This window comes from Cohnella soli (genome assembly GCF_042655525.1).
Classification (GTDB): Bacteria; Bacillota; Bacilli; order Paenibacillales; family Paenibacillaceae; genus Cohnella; species Cohnella soli.
Window position 1 is genome coordinate 441381 of the sequence record NZ_JBHSMI010000029.1, and the last position, 19656, is coordinate 461036.

The following is a 19656-nucleotide window of genomic DNA, read 5'->3' on the forward strand; positions in this document are numbered from 1 at the left end:
AGCGTTCACCCACATTTAGAAGGAGAGGAATAAGCTTATGAAACAGATTTCAGGACTAAAAGTGGTTTTGACGTTGGCATTGATCGCAGTCGGGTTGTTTGGGATGGGGAGGCTGGATTCGACGGCTCATGCGGCTGGAATAACCTATTACATCAGCTCTTCCGTCGGCAACGACAGCAATTCGGGCACAAGCACCTCAGCGCCGTGGAAAACGATCTCGAAGTTGAATCAGACGACGTTTCAACCTGGCGATACGATTCTGTTCAAGAAAGGCGACGTCTGGACAGGAGAAACGCTATATCCGAAAGGCAACGGCAATTATGCGGCAGGCAACTGGATTACCGTCTCTACCTATAGCAGCGGCAATCGTCCTGTGATCAGTCCGGGTTCGAGTCAGCCTGCGGCCATTCGGTTTGACGACACTTCCTTTACGGGCGGGTGGAAAATAACCGGCCTGGACATCCAGAACGCCAAAATGGGCATATACGCTTACAAGAACCGCACGAGTTCCGCAAACGGGCTGTGGCTGGAAGATTTGAATTTTACCAATATTACCGGCAACAACATCGGCGCATCAACGAACCCTGGCTTCTACGATGCGGTCTTCTGCTCCCAGAGCATAACCGTTCATTCCGTCAACCATGTCACGATAAAAAATGTGACCTCTTCTTACTCGGATATGGGGATGCTGCTGGACTGGGGCGACGATATTACGGTGGACAACGTGCGTCTGGACCACCACTACCGGTACGGCGTATGGATGGCGAACTTGACCAATTCCGTCATGAAAAATTCGAAAGTATTGTACTCGGGTTTTCGAGACGGAATGACGTGGGGGACGGCGGGCATCCAATTCAACAACAACGCTAATACGAATATTGAAGATACGGAAGTTGCCTATACGCAAGCGCCCAACAAAAGTCCCGACGGGGTTGCGATCGACTTCGAATCCGACAATGTGAATTGTCAGGCGCTGCGCGTTAATGTGCACGACAATCAAGGGTCCGCCTTTCTGATTATGGAAAATCCGGACTGGGGGACTTTGGGGAAACAGACAGGGACGCATATTAAGGACGGCACCTTTGCCAACAACGGACTTCGAGGCGTAGCCGGGTTTATCCGTTATTATAACAACTCGGGCAATACGAGTACCGTCAGCGGCAACACCATTCTGAAAGCGTCGTCATCCCAGATGCTGAATGATATCGGAGGAGTCGACTCCTGGCCTTCTGGATGGACTGCGTCCAACAATACAATCGGGACAGTAATCCCGGCATCGGGATTTTCCAGCTTGATCGATGACAGTTCGGGCAGCATCACTTATTCTGGAAGCTGGTGGAGCGGAACTGTAGCCGGTTTTTTCAAAGATAGTGCACATTCGACCTCAACGCCCGGAAGTTATGCGGAGTATACGTTTAACGGCACCGGGATTTCCTGGGTGAGTTCGGTCAATAGCAATCTCGGTCGCGCGGACGTCACCATTGACGGCGTATTCGCCGGTAGTGTGGAACAATATTCCACTAGCGGACAGGCTATTGTGACACTGTTCCAGAAAACCGGCTTGGCCAACGGCACGCATACGATTCGCGTTACGCTGCGCGGAGACAAGTCGCCGCAGTCCGGCATGGCGTCCATGGACGTCGACGCATTTGTCGTCCTGCAACCCAACGTGACGGGGGCTATAGATGACAGCGCCTCCGGCATTACGTTTGCGGGCAGTTGGTGGGGGGGCAGCGCTTCAGGTTACTACAACCAAACCGCACATGCCAGCTCGACGGCCGGCAATTATGCTGAAGTTTCTTTTACGGGAACAGGAATTTCCTGGATCGGGGCTATGAACAGCGCTCATGGGCGAGCCGATGTTTACCTCGATGGAAATCTCGTCAACACCGTAGACACGTATGCCCGGGATGGCATTTTACAAGTTCGCCTGTATTCAGCAACAGGTCTCTCCTACGGGAGCCACACGTTAAAAATCGTCGTGCGAGGCGATAAGCTGCCCGCCTCTTCCAACGTTACGATTGATGTTGACGCATTTGTCGTCTCTTAAAAGGCAGCCCTCAAAGGAGCACGTCTCATGACTCAATACTCGCCTGATAATATTCCTTTTGGATTTCAATACTATCGATCGCCCACGCCAACGCGCGAACATTGGGAACAAGATTTGAAACGTTTGTCCGACCTCGGATTCAATACGGTCAAGTATTGGGTGCAATGGAGAGCAAGCCATCCGGCACCGGAAATGTACGAATTCGATGACATTCAGGAACTGATGGATCTTGCAGCAAAGTACAAACTCAAGGTCATCCTGAACGTCATTTTCGACACGGCGCCGGCATGGATCTACAAAAGATATCCTGAATCGAAGATGATTGCGGCGGACGGCTCGGTGCTTGAACCGACGGCCATCCCGTGCCGGCAAATCGGCGGAGCCCCGGGTCCCTGTTTTCACCATGATGAAGCGAATTTTTGGAAAGATGCGTTTCTTAGGGAAAGCGTTCTAAGATTCAAGGATCATCCGGCGTTATACTTGTGGGATTTATGGAACGAGCCGGAACTGACAACTTCGATCAAGAGAGAGTTGTCTTTCGAAAATCAAGTGTGTTATTGCGATCATTCCCTTAATCGATTTCAGTTATGGCTTAAAGCTAAGTATGGAAGGTTGGAAAACCTCAATAGGAAGTGGCAACGGAATTACAGACAATGGGATGAAGTCGAAGCGCCGAGAAGGCAGGCTGTTTTTAACGATATGGTAGATTGGCGGCTTTTCTTCGTGGATACCGTAACGAAGGAGTTAAAACGGCGGGTGGAAATCGTTAAAGATTACGATCAGGTTCATCCCGTCATGTGCCATACTGTCCCTGCCCCGATATTCAATTTGATTACTGCCGGCTCCGACGACTTCATGCTCGCCGAACCGTGCGATTTATTCGGCAACAGCCTCGGTTCGTCCGCTTGGGCTGCTGATCTACTTACGTCAGCAGCTAAAGGGAAGCGCCTGATTAATTCGGAAATCCACGCCATGCCTGGAATGACATCGCTAAAGCCGCAAAAGCTGGAATGGAAAAAACTGAAGGAGCATATTTTAATCCCCTTGGCCCGGGGAATCGGAGGTTTTGTGTTCTGGCAATATCGTCCGGAAGTGCTGGGACTGGAAGCGCCGGCATGGGGCCATTCCTATTTGGACGGAAGCCCCACTCCATGGCTGGAGGATACGGCAAAGCTGAATCGGATTATTCAAAATGATAAAGAAATCATCTTGAACGGCCGCCGTCCGTCGGATGGAATTGCCATCTTGTACAGCGCCGAAGGGCAAATCGCGAATTTTTCCGTATTCGGTCACTTAAAAACATACGAGGACACGATTCAAGGCGCACATCGCTTGCTGCACGATTTGAATTACAAGGTTGAATTTGTCCACGAGAAGGACTTGGCAACCGAACTCGACCGTTTCAAATGTTTGTGGATGCCTTTCCCCATCTATTTGAATCAGCAGGTTTGCGATATTTTACGCCAATGGACTTCCAACGGAGGTGTCCTGATTTCGGAATGCTCGTTCGGGATGCTTCAAGCGGTGAACGGATTCCATACTTATTCTGTGCCGGGGTATAACTTTGACGATGTGTTTGGTGTACGGGAAACCTGGATTCACTCTGAAGAGTATTTGGATCATAGCTATCATACTCGATCCATTACGGCGCAAGGTGACAGCATTAAGATGGTTTGGAGCGAGAACGAGCAATCCGGGCATGCCGGGAGAACCATTCAGGGCGCGTATTATCAGACGGAAATCGAAACGTACGCCGAAACTGAAGTGCTCGCCCGGTTCGAATCCGATCAAAGCCCAGCCGTAACATGCCATTCCTATGGCAAAGGTAAAGCCGTATGGATCGGAACGTTAGCGGGAGCATCTTATTTTCATAACCCGACACGCGATGCCCAAGTATGCTTTGCAGAATTGCTGCTCGACATAGGGATCATTCCATACGTTCGTGTCACCGGGGACGGGATTCGCGCGGATCTGTTAGAATGTCGGGGGGATCGGCGCGAGGCATTATTGTTTGTACAAAATCTGTATGAACTGGAGAACTCGGCAACGATAGCGTTAAACCAATATAAGCTGTCAAGCTGCGAAACGTGGTTTTCAGATGGAAATGGCTGGGTAGAACGTAATGGCATTCGCGTAAACCTCCAGAGTGGAGACTTCCAAGTATTCAGATGCATTGTTGAATAAAAGTAGAAACGGAAAACATACGACGGCGAATTGTGGATTTGACGTCGGTGCCGCAAAGAAGCCCTCCCCGGCACGGAAGGTATACCCTTCCATGGTTGCCGAGGCGGGCTTCTATTTTATTATAATTCGAGATTAGAACTTCTGGGGTCATATCAAGGGAAGAAAAGTTGCTGGAAAGCGGATGTTTGAGCGGACTCCTTGGCTTTCAGGCACATATAAGCGCTCAGCATGCCCGTTTCCAGCGTGCTCTCCGATGTCGCGCTTCCCTTCATGACCGAGACGAAATTGCGGGCCAACACGCGGTCCCCTCCGCCGTGCCCGTCGACACCCATACTAAGCTGGTAAGTCTCCACACGGTCCGTATGGTGCATGAACACTTTGGCTTGCGCGGTGTACCAGTCAAATTCCAGCGTACCTTTGTAGCCAAGCAAGCGGGCGCCGCGCTTCGCCGCGCCCCGGCGGGCGAAGAAATTGTGCGAATACGTCAGGTGCATGCCGGAAGCGTAACGAATCAAAGCGCTTCCGGCATCTTCGTTGCCCGTGTCTTCGGCGAAACAGCAATAATCTCCCAGCGGGCTTTCTCCGAATACGTCCGTGCGCACCGCGCTCTCGGCGCAAGTCTGGTTTTCCTCACAGTCCGCGCAGCGTAAGCCCGCCGGTTTATCGCCGCGGAACACCTGTTTCGAAGTCATGGCGGCTACCGACACCGGATTCTGTCCGATCAAGGCATTCAAATAATCAAAATCATGCGTCGCCTTCTGCAAAAACATGCCGCCGGTTTCGTTCTCATCCCGGTACCAGTCATGGAAGTACACCCCGCCATACGGCACGTTGTTAAACGCCTGAACATGTTCCACCGTTCCGAGCTTGCCGGAAGCGACGATCTCTTTCGCCAGTTGGAACAGCGGCGTGAATCGAAGCGGGAACGAGACGACGACGGGAGAAGTCGATTGGGCGTACCCTTTTTGCAGCCGCAGCAAATCCTCCATTGTTGTGGAGACAGGTTTCTCCAGAAATAGCGGCAATCCGGTCGCGAACACTTTCAGCGCCATTTCCGTATGCAGCGAGCATCTTGTGCCGATCGCAACGCCGTCGAGCTGTATCCCTGCAAGCATCTCATCCGCCGAACGGAAAAACCGAATGCCGTCCGCATCGGTTCCGATCTCCGCGCGAATCCGCTCCGCGTCGGGATCGGCAATCGCCGCCACCCGGCACTCCGGGTCCACGGCCTCCATCTGCGACAGCATCAATCGCACCCGCTTGCCGTAACCGATAACCCCTATTCTCATGCTATTGCTCCTCTCTGTCCGCATCTGCGAGGCATATGCTGTATCCTTGCCGTCTCCATCCTTTATGACGCCGACTCGGCAATGGCGATTTCGCGAAGCGTCAGTTTCAAAGAATCGCAGCCGTCCTGCAGCGTGGAATTTGCGATCGGTTCGTTATGGAGCAGCCGATCTACAAAATAACGCAATTCGCTGTAGTAACCGCCCAGGCTGGAAATGTTGCCGCCTCCGCCCGCTTTGCCGACATCCAGTTCCAGACTTTTCTCGATCACCGCGCCATTCTCTTCATAGATCGAGAAGGTCGGCTGCTTGGCGGAACTGAACACGACCGTAGCTCGCTCGAATTTGACGCGATAAGCCATCTCGAACGGAAACGATGCAGGATAGTCCCAACCACCTTCCAGCGACACGATAGCGTCCGGATATTCGTACAAGCTAAAAATATGATTTTTCGCTCCGCCTTCGCTGACAGCCATGCTGCGGATGTTCTGGGGATCACCCAGTAAATACCGAATGAAGTCAACGTCGTGAATGTGCAGATCGAGCGCCGCCGAGCCGCTTTTGGCGGGGTCATCCAACCATCCTTGCCACGCCCAATCCGGCTTCGGACTGACTCGGCTGAATACCGCGGAGACGATTTTGCCGTATGCCCCGCTGTCAGCCAGCGCTTTCAACTCCACGTATTCCGGCCAAAAACGGATGACTTGTCCAACCATCACCTTCACACCGGTCCGGTATTGCGTCTGCAGAAGGCGTTCCGCCTCTTCCTCGTTTAGGCATACCGGCTTCTCGATAAAGACGTCCAGCCCCCGATTCATCGCGGTGATCGCCGTCTCCGCATGCAGAAAGGTCGGTAAACAAATGTCCACAGCCGTGACGTCGCCGTTTTCAAGCAACTCCGCAGCCGAACCGAACGCCTGGGCGCCGAACTTGGCCGCGACCTCCTCTGCTTTACGCAGATTGTCGTCGGCTACCGCCGTTAATTTGAAGTCGTGCGACTGCAGCAAAGCCTCGTAACAAGCGGCGTGCATGCCGCCCATGAAACCCGCTCCGATAAGTCCGATTTTTACCAACATATTCGCCCCCTATTAGCGTCTTCCCAGAATGGCGTCCATGGACGCCGATGTGTTGTAAATGATCTGCTGTGAATGATGGCGGTAAGGCGGAATCATCTCAGCAATAGCGTAACCCTCGTATCCGATGTTTCTAAGCGCTTCCATGACTGCCGGATAATCGACATCTCCGGCAAGCAAGTCCACGAACCCCGACAACCCAGCGGCCTGCCGGCGGAAGTCCTTGAAGTGAACCTTCTTGATGCGTGATCCGAGCGTTCGAACCCAATGCTCCGGATAACCGTTCAGCACCGTATTGCCGACATCCAAATAGGCGCCCACATAAGTTGAACCAACTTCGTCTATAAATCTTTTCATTTCGAGCGGAGAAAGCAGAAACTTGTTCCATACGTTCTCGACGCCGATAGACACTTGGTGGGCTTCCGCCGATTTCGCCAGCTCGCGAAGCTCGTTAACCGCATTCTCATAGGCTTCCTCGTATTCCGTCACTTCGATGCCTTCCATAAAATCGACGCCCACGGCGCCCGGTACGACGAGTATCGTATCCGCACCCAATAGAGCAGCGGTTTCCAACTGGCGCTTCACGATATCCGACGCCTTCTCTCGAACGGTTCTGCTGCTGCTCGTCAGCCCGTTCGTCCAACCGAGGCCGGACGCCAGACTTGTTATTTCGAGCCCCAAGTCAGACGCCTCCTGGCGGATGGCAAGGATTTCTTCTTTCTTGCTCTCGAGACTGAGCGGACCGGATTCCGCCAACGCCGGCTCAATTCCGTCGAACCCTGCCGTCTTGGCCAATTGCATACAAGATGATAAATCCATATCGTTCGGGAACGACCATATGTTGATGCCTTTCTTCACTTCGATAACCTCGCCCTCTTCTTGTCGTTTGCTTGGCTTTGAGCCTATTCTAACGGTGCGGCGAGGAAAAAGATTTACCAAAGCTTTCGAAAAATTTATCACTTTCCGGGATCGACAACCCTATCAAAAAAAACCTTTCCGGGGGGCGAAAAGGTTTGGCGGACTTCAGTTATGGCGGACTTAATAGGAAGAACGAGCTTTAACAGACCGGGCGTATTCCGAAGGACTCATGTCGGTGACGTTCTTGAAATGCCGGGAAAAAGCGTGAATGCTGCTGTAACTGAGCAGGTCGGCAATCTCGGTAAAATTGCTCGTATGTTCGCGGATCATCAGCTTCGCCGTTTCGATTTTCATGTTCTTGAAACAGCGCATGACGCTCATGCCCAGCTTGTCCTTGAACAGCGCATGCAGATGGGTCTGGCTAATATTTAACGTATTCTCGATCTCCTCGAGCGACAAGTTGCCGTAGACGTTGTCCTCCATAAAGGAAACGGCCCGGCTCACGATTTCGTCCTCGCTCCGCTCCTTCGCCGTGAAGCTCAGCCGATGATTGCCTGGCATCGATTTGCCTCGTGACATGAGGGTGAGCAACAGCAGCTCCAGGTGGATTTTGATCAACTGCTCGACGCCCGGCGGCGCGTCTTGCTTCGGCACCAGATCGTGCATGGCGGGATCGTCGAACGGAGGTTCGAAAGCGGCGAAACCTTGTCTGATCAGTTCCGCGACGAGGTTACGCTCCTGATTGTCCAAACAGAAAAACTTTCCTTCGAAAAAAGACATGGCCGGAGAACTGCAGACGAAGGAAACGACAACCGCATTGGAGGCAATTTTTTGATTGGCCCATACGCTATGGAATTCGTTCGGTTTATGAAAGATCATATCGCCTTGCTTCAGGTTGTAGCCTGTCGAGTCGGCCATCACTTCGATCTCGCCTTTATCGATGTACAGAAACTCCCAGAAGTCGTGGCATTCTCCTCGGAATATGAAATCTTTGGCGAACTCGAAATAATGAAGGGAAATGAGCTGACTGACGTCAAACGTCACCTTCAGCGGCCTCGGATCAAATCGGATTAATGAATCGGCACCGGCAGCCTTCACGAATGTCGCCTCCTGTCTATCGATAAACATGGTGTATAAATTCTAGCATAGGTTTGGTGTTGTCACAAAAACGTCCCCTCCCTCGTCTTGTGTGCAAAACATCATTTAGGAGGACTTCAGATGAATGAGAAAGAGTTTGCTCTATCTTATGACGTTGCTGTTATCGGGGGAGGAGCGGCTGGACTGATTACGGCAATCGATTTGGCGAAGGCGGGCTGCTCCGTTGTTGTGCTGGAGAGATCGAAGCTTGTGGGGGGGCGGGCGATGACCGTGGACAAAAACGGCGCGCGATTTAACCTCGGGGCGCACGCGCTGTATACCGAAGGGGAAGCTTACCGGATTTTGCAGGAGTTCGGGTTGCAGCTTGAAGGTGGAACACCTCCGACAAGCGGAATCGGTATTTGGAACGACAAGCTTCCTGCCTTACCGGGCAATGCGGCATTGCTGCTCACATCCAGGCTGCTATCGTGGTCCGGCAAAATGGAAGTCGGCCGTTTTATGATGAAGCTGCCCAAGCTCGACGCGGACGCCGTGCCGGACATCAGTTGGAGGGAATGGGCGGAACTGGAGATTCGTGATCCGATGGCGCGCAACTTGCTATACGCGCTTAGTCGAACCGCGACCTACAACCGGGATATCGACCGCCAGTTGGCCGGCCCCGTGCTACGTCAAGTTGAACGTTCCCTGCGAAAAAACGGCGTTCGTTATTTACACGGCGGTTGGCAAACGATTGTTGAGCAACTGCGTGAACTCGCCACACGCTCGGGCGCGACGATCCTCACTGGAGGCGGCGTCGCAGAGGTTGAGCTTGACGAAGCTTCGGTTCGCGGAGTTACGTTAAACGACGGAACGTCTATCTCCGCGCGGCAAGTCGTCAGCACATTGCCCCCGAAAGAGACGTTTAGAATCGTTCCGGGAGCCGAGCAAACCGCCTTGAAGCGCTGGCAAGAAGACGCGAGGCCAGCGATGGCGGCGTGTCTCGATATCGCTCTACGCAAGCTGCCTGTCTCCGGCAGAAACTTCGCGATCGGACTCGACCGACCGGTATTTTTTACGAACAATTCCTATGCGGCGAAGCTAAGTACAAACGGGGATACGATCGTACACCTTGTGAAATACAATATCGCGGGGGATGGCAATCCTAAGGAAGATGAGCGCGAACTGGAGCGGACGATGACGCTGCTTCATCCGAATTGGCAGCAAGAAATCGTCGCCCGTCAGAGCCTTCCTGCGATGACCGTATGCTATGATTTTGCACATATCGAACGAAGAGACCGTAAGCCTGGACCGGCCGTACCGGAAATCCGCGGCCTATACGCGGCAGGAGATTGGGCGAGCCACGGCGAATGGCTCTTGGACGCTGCAGCGGCCAGTGCGAGAAGGGCCTCCACTCAACTGTTGAAAGATCGCGACCGAGACGTAACGTCCGAACGCGCGCTTGCGTCGTCCCGGCACTGAAATACGTGCAAGAAAGGTGATTCTCATGAACGAAGCATTGTTCTCCGAACAACTGTACAAATCCTATAAACGGTTGCTGTTCACGCTCGCCTATCGAATGCTTGGGAGCGTCGCGGATGCGGAAGACGTCGCCCATGAAGCATTCATCTCGCTAAACGCAGCATCGCCGGATGAAGTGCATAACGTAAAAGCTTACTTATGTAAAATCGCGACGAACCGCTGCCTCGACCGCCTGCGTTCGGCGCGTAGTCGCCGCGAGGCGTATGTCGGACCGTGGCTCCCCGAACCGATTGTCGAAGCCTCTTCCCAGGAGGGAGATCCATATCGCTCTTACGAGCAGACCGAATCTCTCTCTATTGCGTATCTTCTACTGCTGCAGCAGCTTTCCGCCACCGAGAGAATCGTTTTTCTCCTCCGGGAAGCACTGCAGTACGAATACGAGGAAATCGCAGACATTGTAAGCAAAAGCGCGACAAATTGCAGGCAAATTTTTTCCCGCGCCAAGCGCGCAATCGGGCATCACTCGCCTGCTGAAACCGCGAGTGTGCTAGATTTTCGTCCTAAGGAGGCCCGCACCGAGGGCCGTGAAGACCAACTTGCCGATCTTGTCGGCAAGTTCATCGGAGCGCTGTCGACAGGCAATCTCGGCCAACTGATGAATGTGCTGTCCACGGACGCGACGCTATTCTCCGACGGCGGCGGCAAAGTAAGCGCGGCGACCCGCCCGATCGCAGGCGCAGAACGGATCGCGAAATTCTTCGATGGCTTGATGAAGAAAACTTCGCCTGGCTTCTCTTTCCGGGTTGCGACAGTCAACGGCAGTACCGGTATCGTCACTTACGAAGACGGCCGCGCAAGCAGCGTCATCTCCTTTCACGCGAAAGACGGCGTGATCAGCGCGGTGTACATTGTCGTTAATCCGGATAAGTTATTGCTCGTGCAATAGTTGAACAACCCGTTTAACCGACTATCGTTCAAGCGCCTTGAGCAAGTTGCGAAGCCTCGATTCGTAGCTCGCCTGCACGCTATGAATTTCCTGAGCGATCGCTTCGCGATGTTTGACAGTGCCCATCGCAGGATGAATGCGGTAGTCGGTGAGCGGCTCCTTCAAATAACCGATCGGAAAACCGGCCAACACAATCCGAAGCCACATATCGTAATCATGCGTATACGGCAATAATTCGTTAAAACCGCCCATTCTCAAGTAAAACGCTTTTGTCATCATCACCGTACACCCGTTTACTGTGTTGCTGACAAGCAACGAACGGTAAAAATGCAGCATAGAAGCATTTTCGAGGATGATCGGGTGTTTGTCGACGACGCCTTTTTCGTCCATTCGCCAGAACGCCGTGTGGCTGATGGCATACCCGGCCTCTTGCATAAAACGAAGCTGATTGCGGATTTTGTCCGGATGGAAATAATCGTCCGAACTGAGCCAAGCGATGTAGGAACCTGAAGCCGCGCGGAAGCCGGCATTCAGAGCGCCAGCCGTTCCCTTGTTCGATTGACGCACGATCCGCACAAGCCCCTCATACGGAAAGAGCCGATCCGTCTCGCGCGTGGAGCCGTCGTCGACAACGATGATTTCGAGCGGCGAATAGGTTTGGGCCAATACGCTTTCGATCGCTTCGCCAACGTAAGGATCGTTGTAGAACGGAATGACGACCGACACGTATCCATCCATTCCGTTCATCCCCTCTCGCCGCTTCGTCTGTGGCGTTCGTCCGCCATCGCGTCCCGAATCGATTGCCGGAACGGGATACGCGGCCGCCAACCAAGCGCCCGAATCGGCGCCGTATCGCGTCTTTCGGGAGAAGCGTCCCGCGGAGCGTTCCCGATGTCCCAGAGCAATTGCACGACCGCTTCGGCATCAAACGCTTCTTTCACTTCTCCGAGCGATCGCATCTCGCCCGATTCGATCGAATAGGTCGCACCTGCTTCCCCGCCATCGATCAAGAGGGAATAGGCATCGACGGCATCTCTAACGTCCAGGAAATCCCTCGTCTCACCAAGAGACGATAGGCGGAACGGCGGATGCGATGCCGCGCCGATTTCTTCCGCAGCAACAGCCCATCGCGCCAGCTTCCCGCATAGACCCGCGCTAATGCCCGGGCCGATCAGGTTCGACGGCTCTGCGATCATAACCGGCAAGCCGTACCAGCGGTGCCAGGCATGCGCCGCGAGCGACTGCAACGCCTTGCTGAAGCCATAAGGATGCTGTGCTTCCGCCAGCCGCGCAGGGTCTGCCTTGATCATGGAGCCTGCAACAAGAATGCGGCAGTCCCCGCTTGATCGCGCTCCTTCGAGCACGTTTGCTGTCGCCTGCACGTTCGCTGCCAGTGCCGCCGCTGGCTCACGCCACGACTGCTCGACCGAATTGCGCCCGGCTAAATGGACGACCGCTTGCGGTTTGATCGCCTTCATCAGCCGTCCAACCGCTTCGCCGTCCGTCAACTCGCAAGCCTTGACGACAACTTGCCGCTCTTCCCCGTCGCTTCCGGAAGCGCTTCGCACCGCTTCTTCCGCCGCCCTAAGCCCACGCGGCGACACAAGCGCAACCACGTCCCAGCCTTTGGCCGCGAATACGCGGCATGCATGAGCGCCTGTGAATCCCCCGGCGCCGGTAACTACAACAACGCCCCTTGTCACGATTCCGTCATCCACTGCCGCAATTGCTGCAGCATTTCTCGGTACCCCGGCGCCTGGTATACGAAATCGGCACGCGTTGCGACAAGTGTCCGGTCGATGACGAAGTTGTCATTCGTCACGACGGTGACGTTCCCTTTGTCGAACTGCTCTTGCATAAGCAGCAGCAAATCATACTTCGACACTGTCTCCGCCGCCGTTAAGTGCAACAGCCCTCCCGTGCGCGGATGCTCGATCAGCCATGCGGTTGCTTTGGCCAACTCCAGCGTCGTGACGCCGTTCCAGAGCACGCGGGTGTAACCTCCGACTTCACCTTCCCTGGACAAAAACCACTGCATCAGTCCGATGCCGTCCGCCTTGCGGTCGGGGCCGATGATCGACGTTCGTATCGTCGCGTGACGGCGGTCTCTCACTTCGCCCAATGCCTTGCTTCTTGCGTACACGGACGTACCGTCCGGCGCATCGTCTTCCCGGTAATGGCCCCGATTGCCCGAAAATACGCAATCGGAGCTAATATGAATCAGCCTTGCGCCGATCCGGTCGGCGCGGTGTCTAAGCCAGTGCGGAAGAAGTCCGTTTACTTTGTATGCGTCAAGCGGTCGTTCCTCCGCGCGATGATTAAGTATTCCGACCGCATTTACGATAATGTCCGGGGCGAGGGCGTCCAAACATTCTCCCGTCTCCTCGAACGACAGCGCGTCCATCTCGACGACCCGCACGCCTTCCGCTTTCTCCGCGTTGGGCGAAGAACCTTGGCGCGGGCGAACCGTCGCGATCACTTCATGCCCCGCATAACGTTTCAAGTAATCCGCGATCATGTGGCCCGCCATTCCGTTGCCGCCTAGCACGACGATTTTCATGGAAGAAACCCTCCGCGTTCCAGCATCGCCCGAATCTCCTCTTTGCCCATGAGCGACTGACTGGAGGAGTAGCTTTCGAAGTCGACCGGCGGATACGCCGCATAATGCTCTTTCAAACCCGGAATGTCGATCGTCGGCAAAATGACCAAATACTGCTCGTCGTACACAATCGTGCTCGTACTTTCGTATTCCGTCAGCAAAATCTCGTGGATTTTCTCGCCCGGCCGAATACCCGTTTCGACCATTTCGACTTTCCTGCCCATGGCGTCCATCAGCACTTCGGCCAAATCCACGATTCGGCAAGTCGGCATCGTCATAACGAATATTTCTCCGCCAATGCTCTGGGCCGAAGCTTTGAACAATAGCCGGATCGCGTCCTCAAGCGTCATGAAAAACCGGGTCATATCGCGATTGGTCAAGCCGATCTGGCTTTTTTCGCGAATCTGGTTCATGAACAGGTGAACGACGCTGCCGTTCGTGCCGAGCACGTTGCCCCCGCGCACGCAGACGAACTTCGTGTCGCTCTGGAGCAAGTTCGCGTACACGATAAGTTTCTCGCCGATCGCCTTCGTCATGCCGTAGAAGTTGGACGGGTTCGCCGCCTTGTCCGTCGAAATATTAATCACGCGAGCCACCTTGTTCTCAATGGCCGCCTCGATCACGTTCTGCGTGCCGATAACGTTTGTTTTGAGCGCCTCGTACGGTTGATCCTCGCAGACAGGAACGTGTTTTAATGCCGCTAAGTGGAATATGATATCGACGCCTTTGCACGCTTTAGATAGCGCCTCCCGGTCGCGGACGTCGCCAATGCGGAAAGTAAGCCGCGGATTCTCGAATGCGCGGCTCATCGCCACCTGGCTCGATTCGTTCCGGGAGAACACAATCACCTCGGAAGGGCTCTCCGGCAGCAATTGCCTGACAAGCTCATACCCCCAGGAGCCGGTTCCTCCGGTAACCAGAATACGCCGGTCTTTAAACATCCTTTTTCCCTCCAAGTACGAATTTCGCTACTTTGTCGGATACGTTCGCATCCAAATATCCATCCGGACGTTCCCATGACGCGCCAAGCGACATCATCACTTTAGCCGCGTTCGCAATGCGGTCGGAATCGGTTCCGCATATAGCATTGCTGCCGCAATCGACCGTCTCCGGACGCTCTGTCGTCTGACGAACCGTCACGGTCGGCACACCGAAAATACAGCACTCCTCCTGTACCGTTCCGCTGTCCGTCAACGTCAGCTTCGCGTGTTTCTCCAGTCGTACGAATTCGAAAAATCCAAACGGTTCGTGCAGCGTCACAAGCGGATGCAAATCCGCCACGATATCGCCGGTCAATCGGGACTTCGTGCGCGGATGAACGCTGCAGACAAGCGGCAGACGATGCTCTTCCGCCGTCCTGCTCAAACCTTGCATAATGTCTGCCAGCGCCTCCGGATCGTCCACGTTCTCCGCGCGATGAATCGTCGCGAGCAAATATGCGCCTGATTCGAGGCCTAGACGCTCCAGCGCAGGGTTGCTCTCAATACGGTCTTCGTAATGGCAGAGCACTTCGAAGATCGGATTGCCCGAACGGAATATCCGCTGTACCGGGAACCCTTCCCGAAGCAAGTTCATCTTGCTGTTCTCCGTATAAGGCAAATTAAACGTCGACACGGCGTCGATCATCCGTCTGTTTTTCTCTTCCGGCACGCGAAGGTCGAAGCATCGATTGCCCGCTTCCATGTGCACGACCGGAATGCCCATCCGCTCCGCGACGATCGCGCAGAGCGCGCTGTTCGTATCTCCAAGCACGACGACACGATCGGGCTTCTCCCGTTCGAGCGTCTCTTCGACCGCGCCGAACATCGCGGACAGTTGCCCGCCGATCGTCATTCTGCGGTCATCCAGCGTGAGATCCGGCGCTCGTACGCCCAATTGCTCGAAAAACACGTTGCTGAGCGCCGGAGAGAAATTTTGTCCCGTATGCAACAGAAAATGGCGGTCCGCCAGCCGGTCCAGCTTGCTGATCAGTAGACTCAAGCGAATAATTTCCGGACGAGTTCCGAGTATCGTTACGACCCTCAAGCTGTCACCTCATCTCCAATGTTCGCCGAGCCGGCCTATCTCTGAGCTTTGCTCTTGCGACGCGAAGCCGCCTTTCCTTTGTGCTTTCCGCCACTGCGCTTCATGCGCTTCATGCCCCGTTGCCGTCTCTTGCCCCGTGCCGCCCTTCCCGATCGTTTAGAGATACGTCGGCGCCTACGTTTTCTCAGACCGGATTTCCCGGTCCCCGCGCCGAATTCGAGAATGTTCGGCCCGAGCGGTATCCCGGCAAGCTCTTCGTCCGGCACGACGCTTACTTGCTCGAACAGATAACCTCTTTGAAGGAATGAAAGCTCAGAGACGAACGGTCGCTTCACCCCGTTCTCGATCAAGAACACCGTCGGACCGCTGCCGCGCCAGACCGAGCTTCGAATGACGCCGCTGGCGACCGGCAGCTGTTCCATCAGTTCATTCAGCCTCGCCCGGAATGCGGCGACGCCGAATACATGCTGCGATGTCGCCGCGTTGCGCACGCTGACCGCCCGCAGCAGCCCATCGTTGCTGAGCAGTCGGTATACCCGTTCGGTCAGAACGTTGGTATCCCCGGTCGGAACGAGATATTCCTCGTTGCCGGTTGCTGCCAATATTTCTTTAAGCCCCCCGGAAGCGAACGCGACGACTCCTTTGCCGAACAGCATCCCTTCTAGTGCCGTCATGCCGAACCCCTCCGCCACGAGCGAAGGTACGACGACGACGTCCATGACGGGAAATGCGTGCTGGATCTGTTCCGCGAACGGCAGAAACAAGAAACGATCCCCGTACCCGGACTGCGCAACGAGCTTCTGGCAGCTACGGTAATACGCATCGTCCGCCGAGTTGCCGACAATCAGGAATCTGGCCTTCACATCCGTCTGCGCGATCGGCAGCATCGCCCGAATGAACTGTTCAAGCCCTTTGTTCGCATAGATCGTCGCCGCCATAAAACCAGTGACCCTGTTGTATTCGCCCCAGCCGTATTGCTTGCGCAGACGAAGCCGGTGGTATGCCCAGCTTCCGGGCAACAACTCTTCCCGGATCAGATAAGGAGGAAGCATAAACGTTGGGGCTTGCGGCACATGAGCGAGTATCGGTTCGAGCGTCGCGTGCGAAATACCGATGATTTTGTCGCTGCAGGAGGTAACCAAGTTCACTGCCTCGGCACGCCCCGGACGGTCCATAATTGTCTCCATGAGCGACCACATGACCGGAAAACCCATTGCTTTGGCGGCGATCGCGGGGAGCGGATGAACACTTGTATTAACGAGAACGCAATCGGGACGCTCCTCAGCCAGCAAGCCGTGTAATCTACCCCAGGAAGGATGATTCTTCATGGCTTCGATTTCTTCGGTTATCGTCGGGGATGCCGTATAGATGGAAATGCAAAGGGGAATGTCCAGCACGACAATTCTCGCGCCGGCCTCCTTCGCTTTCTCGGAGATCGCCCCCTCTTGCGGGACAACGAGCACGCAGTGGAACCGATGAACCATTTCACGCAGAAACAGGAGGAGCAGCTTTTCCGCGCCGGTCACGAATTCCGGGCTGCAGATGTGCGAGAACAACAGCAGCTTGGGCTTATTTCCGTCGTTCATGGCCTGGCATATCCGAATCCGGGCATCGGTATGTCCGTCACCTCCATTTGCCGAGTTGTACAATGTATGGAGCGAGCGCTCTTCATGGCGCGGCGATTAACCATTCATCGTCAAATCCATCAGTTGATTGAGCCGGGATACGTACGTGTGGTCTCTCATCGTCCGATATAAGCCGTTCAGAGCGATATGTTGCCGTTCTTCTTCGTGAGCCAAATAATATTCGGCTTTATGCGCAAGCTCCTCCGGAGATAGGTACGTTACGATTTCCCGATCCGGCACGTAAAACTGGACGATATCGTCACGCATATCCGTCAATTGTAGCGTCGCCGAAGCAGCAATCTCGAACGTTCGCGGGTTGGGCGATACAGCGGCGATCAATGCGCGGTTCTGGTTAAACGTCTCGTCGTCATGAGCGCGGTGTGCGTTAATAACGATGCGGTTAGCGTTGTATCTCTCGGAAGTCGCGTCGGGCTCCATCCACACGCCGAGGTCAATCAGGCTTCTCCACCGTTCGAACTCCGCCAACCGGTCCCACCACATGCCCGAAATATGCAAGTTGCGGTGCGCGATAAGCGGGATCGTCCGATTAAACAGGTCCACGCGATTCCAGTAGGCGGTGCCGATGAAACAAATTTCCCCCCTGGTCGAGATCGGCGTGTTCCTCGGCCTGAACGCGGCCGGATCGACGCCAAGCGGTAAATACGAGACACGCGTGCATCCTCTCTCCGTATAGAACGGGAGACAATTGCGCTCCAGCGTGAAAACATGAAAATAATTTTGCGCGATTCCCGCCGTAATGTCCGTGTAGTACGGGTCGTCCGTGAACCAGATCGCCGTTCGAACGCCGAGCCGGTTCACTTGCTGGACTTTGTCGACCGACAAGTGCATGCCGTCTAGCGCAATCATCATATCCGGGGACGACTTGGCGGCCGCACGGGCAATATCCGCATCCGGCGTGACGACCGTTACTCGACTAGCGGTCGCGTGAAGCGCGCTGACTATGCCGTGATCGATCGGGCTGTACGGGTAGCCCTTGCCTGAAGTGACATACAAGACGCCAATTTTCCGTTTCTCCGGAACGGGCAATGCACGGCGAATGACCGACTCGCAGCGTCCTTGCCAGTGACCGTCCTGCCAGCCGAGCGGATAACCCTCTTTCCTGCCTCTCGCGTAATTCGCATTTCTGCGCCTCCGGGAAGCTCGCCTTACCGCGTTGCGCATTGTCATCCCTCCCGCGCGCGATGCGTTTGTCATCCCGCCTACAATCCGACGGTCGCGAACAGCCGCCCTAACCTTTCTTCGAACGTATGGTCTTTCTTCGTGCGCTTGAAACCCCTCATCGCCATGCGTAGCCGTTCTTCTTCGTTCGTCAAATAATAGTCGAGCTGTTCGATGAGACTTTGGGCGTTATGAAAGACGGCAATCTCGGAGCCGACCTTGTAATACTCAGGCAATTCGTTTCTCATGTCGGTAAGCTGCAACGTCCCGCATGACGCCATCTCGAACGTTCGCGGGTTAATCGACTCCGCATGCCAGTTCATGCTATTTAAGTTGTCTTTGCCCGCCTCCGGCGTCCGGTGGATGTTGATGACGATTTTGGCGCCGTTGTAATACTTGACTGTTTCCGGCACCTCGATCCAGCCATCATGGACGAATCGTTTGATCGAAGCGTAATTGTCCATCCGCTCCCACAATTTGCCGCCGATCATTACTTTCTTGTCTTGCAAATAAGGCGCGATCTCGTCGAAAAGTGCCACCCTGTTCCAGAACGCCATACCGATAAAACAAATGTCGTTCCGATACTGCTGGGGCACATACATCGGCATAAATGTTTCGGTATGGGCCGCGAGCGGTAGATGGTGCACTTGCGAGCAGCCTGACGATCGGTATAGCTGGACACACGAACGTTCATGGGTGAACACGTAATCGTATCTCGGCGCGATACGCACCGTATGGTCCGTCACGTACGGATCGTCCACGAACCAGATCGCCGTTCGGATTGCAAGGCGTCGAATGCCGTCGATTTGCTCCAGATGATCCGCAGGAAAAACGTGCAAACCGTTCATGACGAGCACCAAGTCCGGACGAAGCCGTTCCGCCTGACTCACCATTTCTGCAGCGGGTGACACGTGCACTTCCGCAGCCACATTGCGGAGCGCCGCGATGACGCCTTGGTCGATCGCCTCAAACCCTTGCGGCACGTACAGAACACGCGCCGGCCGACGTGTCGGAGAGGGAGGCTGCAGTGCCGCCTCGATTCCCTTCGATGCCCCTACCCGCCACCCGTCCGACCAGCCGCTTCGGAAGCCGTCGTCACGTCCGCGCTCCATCGCATCGATGGCAGCTTGTTTCCGCATCCTCATCACCCGCAATCAATATATGCTTCCGGGCATAGTTGATCTTGGATGCTTACCCGTTCGGCAAGCGAATTTAGGCGGGCAAAAAGCGCCCGTTCTCTCGTCTAACGACGCAGAAAACGGGCGCTTCAAGTTT

At 54.8% G+C, this 19656-nt stretch carries 16 protein-coding genes; 4 read left to right on the plus strand and 12 right to left on the minus strand.

Going from position 1 to position 19656, the window contains the following annotated elements; translation table 11 throughout:
- Positions 1–37 precede the first annotated feature (37 nt).
- Both ACFPOF_RS22330 and ACFPOF_RS22335 read left to right on the plus strand, forming a co-directional pair.
- Complete coding sequence (locus ACFPOF_RS22330) at positions 38–2050, plus strand: right-handed parallel beta-helix repeat-containing protein (RefSeq protein WP_378136762.1); 2013 nt, start codon at positions 38–40, stop codon at positions 2048–2050.
- 27 nt (positions 2051–2077) lie between these two features.
- On the plus strand, positions 2078–4234 hold the full coding sequence (locus ACFPOF_RS22335) for a beta-galactosidase (RefSeq protein ID WP_378136764.1): 2157 nt from the start codon (positions 2078–2080) through the stop codon (positions 4232–4234).
- 152 nt (positions 4235–4386) lie between these two features.
- Here the strand turns inward: ACFPOF_RS22335 and ACFPOF_RS22340 are convergent, their stop codons facing one another.
- From ACFPOF_RS22340 to ACFPOF_RS22355, 4 genes are all read right to left on the minus strand, one after another.
- Positions 4387–5523, minus strand: coding sequence for a Gfo/Idh/MocA family protein (locus ACFPOF_RS22340; RefSeq protein ID WP_378136766.1), 1137 nt, complete (start codon positions 5521–5523; stop codon positions 4387–4389).
- Between the two features lie 62 nt (positions 5524–5585).
- Positions 5586–6596, minus strand: a complete 1011-nt coding sequence (locus ACFPOF_RS22345) for a Gfo/Idh/MocA family protein (protein WP_378136768.1) — start codon at positions 6594–6596, stop codon at positions 5586–5588.
- Positions 6597–6608: 12 nt separating this feature from the next.
- The gene (locus ACFPOF_RS22350; RefSeq protein WP_378136770.1) at positions 6609–7451 is read right to left on the minus strand and encodes a sugar phosphate isomerase/epimerase family protein; all 843 of its coding nucleotides are present in this window, start codon (positions 7449–7451) and stop codon (positions 6609–6611) included.
- Between the two features lie 180 nt (positions 7452–7631).
- Entirely contained in the window at positions 7632–8549 is a 918-nt protein-coding gene (locus ACFPOF_RS22355) for an AraC family transcriptional regulator (protein ID WP_378136772.1), read from the minus strand.
- 120 nt (positions 8550–8669) lie between these two features.
- On the opposite strand from ACFPOF_RS22355, the gene ACFPOF_RS22360 reads away from it, so the two are divergent.
- Both ACFPOF_RS22360 and ACFPOF_RS22365 read left to right on the plus strand, forming a co-directional pair.
- The gene (locus ACFPOF_RS22360) at positions 8670–10007 is read left to right on the plus strand and encodes a phytoene desaturase family protein (RefSeq protein WP_378136774.1); all 1338 of its coding nucleotides are present in this window, start codon (positions 8670–8672) and stop codon (positions 10005–10007) included.
- Positions 10008–10032: 25 nt separating this feature from the next.
- Positions 10033–10953 (plus strand): RNA polymerase sigma-70 factor, encoded by a 921-nt coding sequence (locus tag ACFPOF_RS22365; RefSeq protein ID WP_378136776.1) that lies wholly within the window; start codon positions 10033–10035, stop codon positions 10951–10953.
- A 21-nt stretch (positions 10954–10974) separates the two neighbouring features.
- Here ACFPOF_RS22365 and ACFPOF_RS22370 read toward each other — a convergent pair whose 3' ends face one another.
- The 8 genes from ACFPOF_RS22370 to ACFPOF_RS22405 all read right to left on the minus strand — a co-directional run bounded on the left by ACFPOF_RS22370 (position 10975) and on the right by ACFPOF_RS22405 (position 19520).
- Positions 10975–11691: a glycosyltransferase family 2 protein gene (locus ACFPOF_RS22370; RefSeq protein ID WP_378136778.1), complete on the minus strand. Its 717-nt coding sequence runs from the start codon at positions 11689–11691 to the stop codon at positions 10975–10977.
- 5 nt (positions 11692–11696) lie between these two features.
- Positions 11697–12656 (minus strand): NAD-dependent epimerase/dehydratase family protein, encoded by a 960-nt coding sequence (locus ACFPOF_RS22375; RefSeq protein ID WP_378136780.1) that lies wholly within the window; start codon positions 12654–12656, stop codon positions 11697–11699.
- Positions 12653–13513, minus strand: a complete 861-nt coding sequence (locus ACFPOF_RS22380; protein WP_378136782.1) for an SDR family oxidoreductase — start codon at positions 13511–13513, stop codon at positions 12653–12655. Before ACFPOF_RS22380 ends, ACFPOF_RS22375 begins: the two co-directional genes overlap by 4 nt.
- Entirely contained in the window at positions 13510–14493 is a 984-nt protein-coding gene (locus tag ACFPOF_RS22385; RefSeq protein ID WP_378136784.1) for an SDR family NAD(P)-dependent oxidoreductase, read from the minus strand. The genes ACFPOF_RS22380 and ACFPOF_RS22385 overlap by 4 nt, the downstream gene beginning before the upstream one ends.
- A complete protein-coding gene (gene wecB / locus ACFPOF_RS22390; protein WP_378136786.1) occupies positions 14486–15577 on the minus strand; it encodes a non-hydrolyzing UDP-N-acetylglucosamine 2-epimerase in 1092 nt (363 codons plus the stop codon). Before wecB ends, ACFPOF_RS22385 begins: the two co-directional genes overlap by 8 nt.
- 35 nt (positions 15578–15612) lie before the next feature.
- Positions 15613–17163 (minus strand): glycosyltransferase, encoded by a 1551-nt coding sequence (locus ACFPOF_RS22395; protein WP_378136788.1) that lies wholly within the window; start codon positions 17161–17163, stop codon positions 15613–15615.
- 96 nt (positions 17164–17259) lie between these two features.
- Positions 17260–18384, minus strand: a complete 1125-nt coding sequence (locus tag ACFPOF_RS22400) for a CgeB family protein (protein WP_378136790.1) — start codon at positions 18382–18384, stop codon at positions 17260–17262.
- Positions 18385–18422: 38 nt separating this feature from the next.
- Positions 18423–19520 carry a CgeB family protein gene (locus ACFPOF_RS22405; protein WP_378136792.1) on the minus strand — a complete coding sequence of 366 codons (1098 nt, stop codon included), beginning with the start codon at positions 19518–19520 and terminating at the stop codon, positions 18423–18425.
- Between the last annotated feature and the right edge of the window lie 136 nt (positions 19521–19656).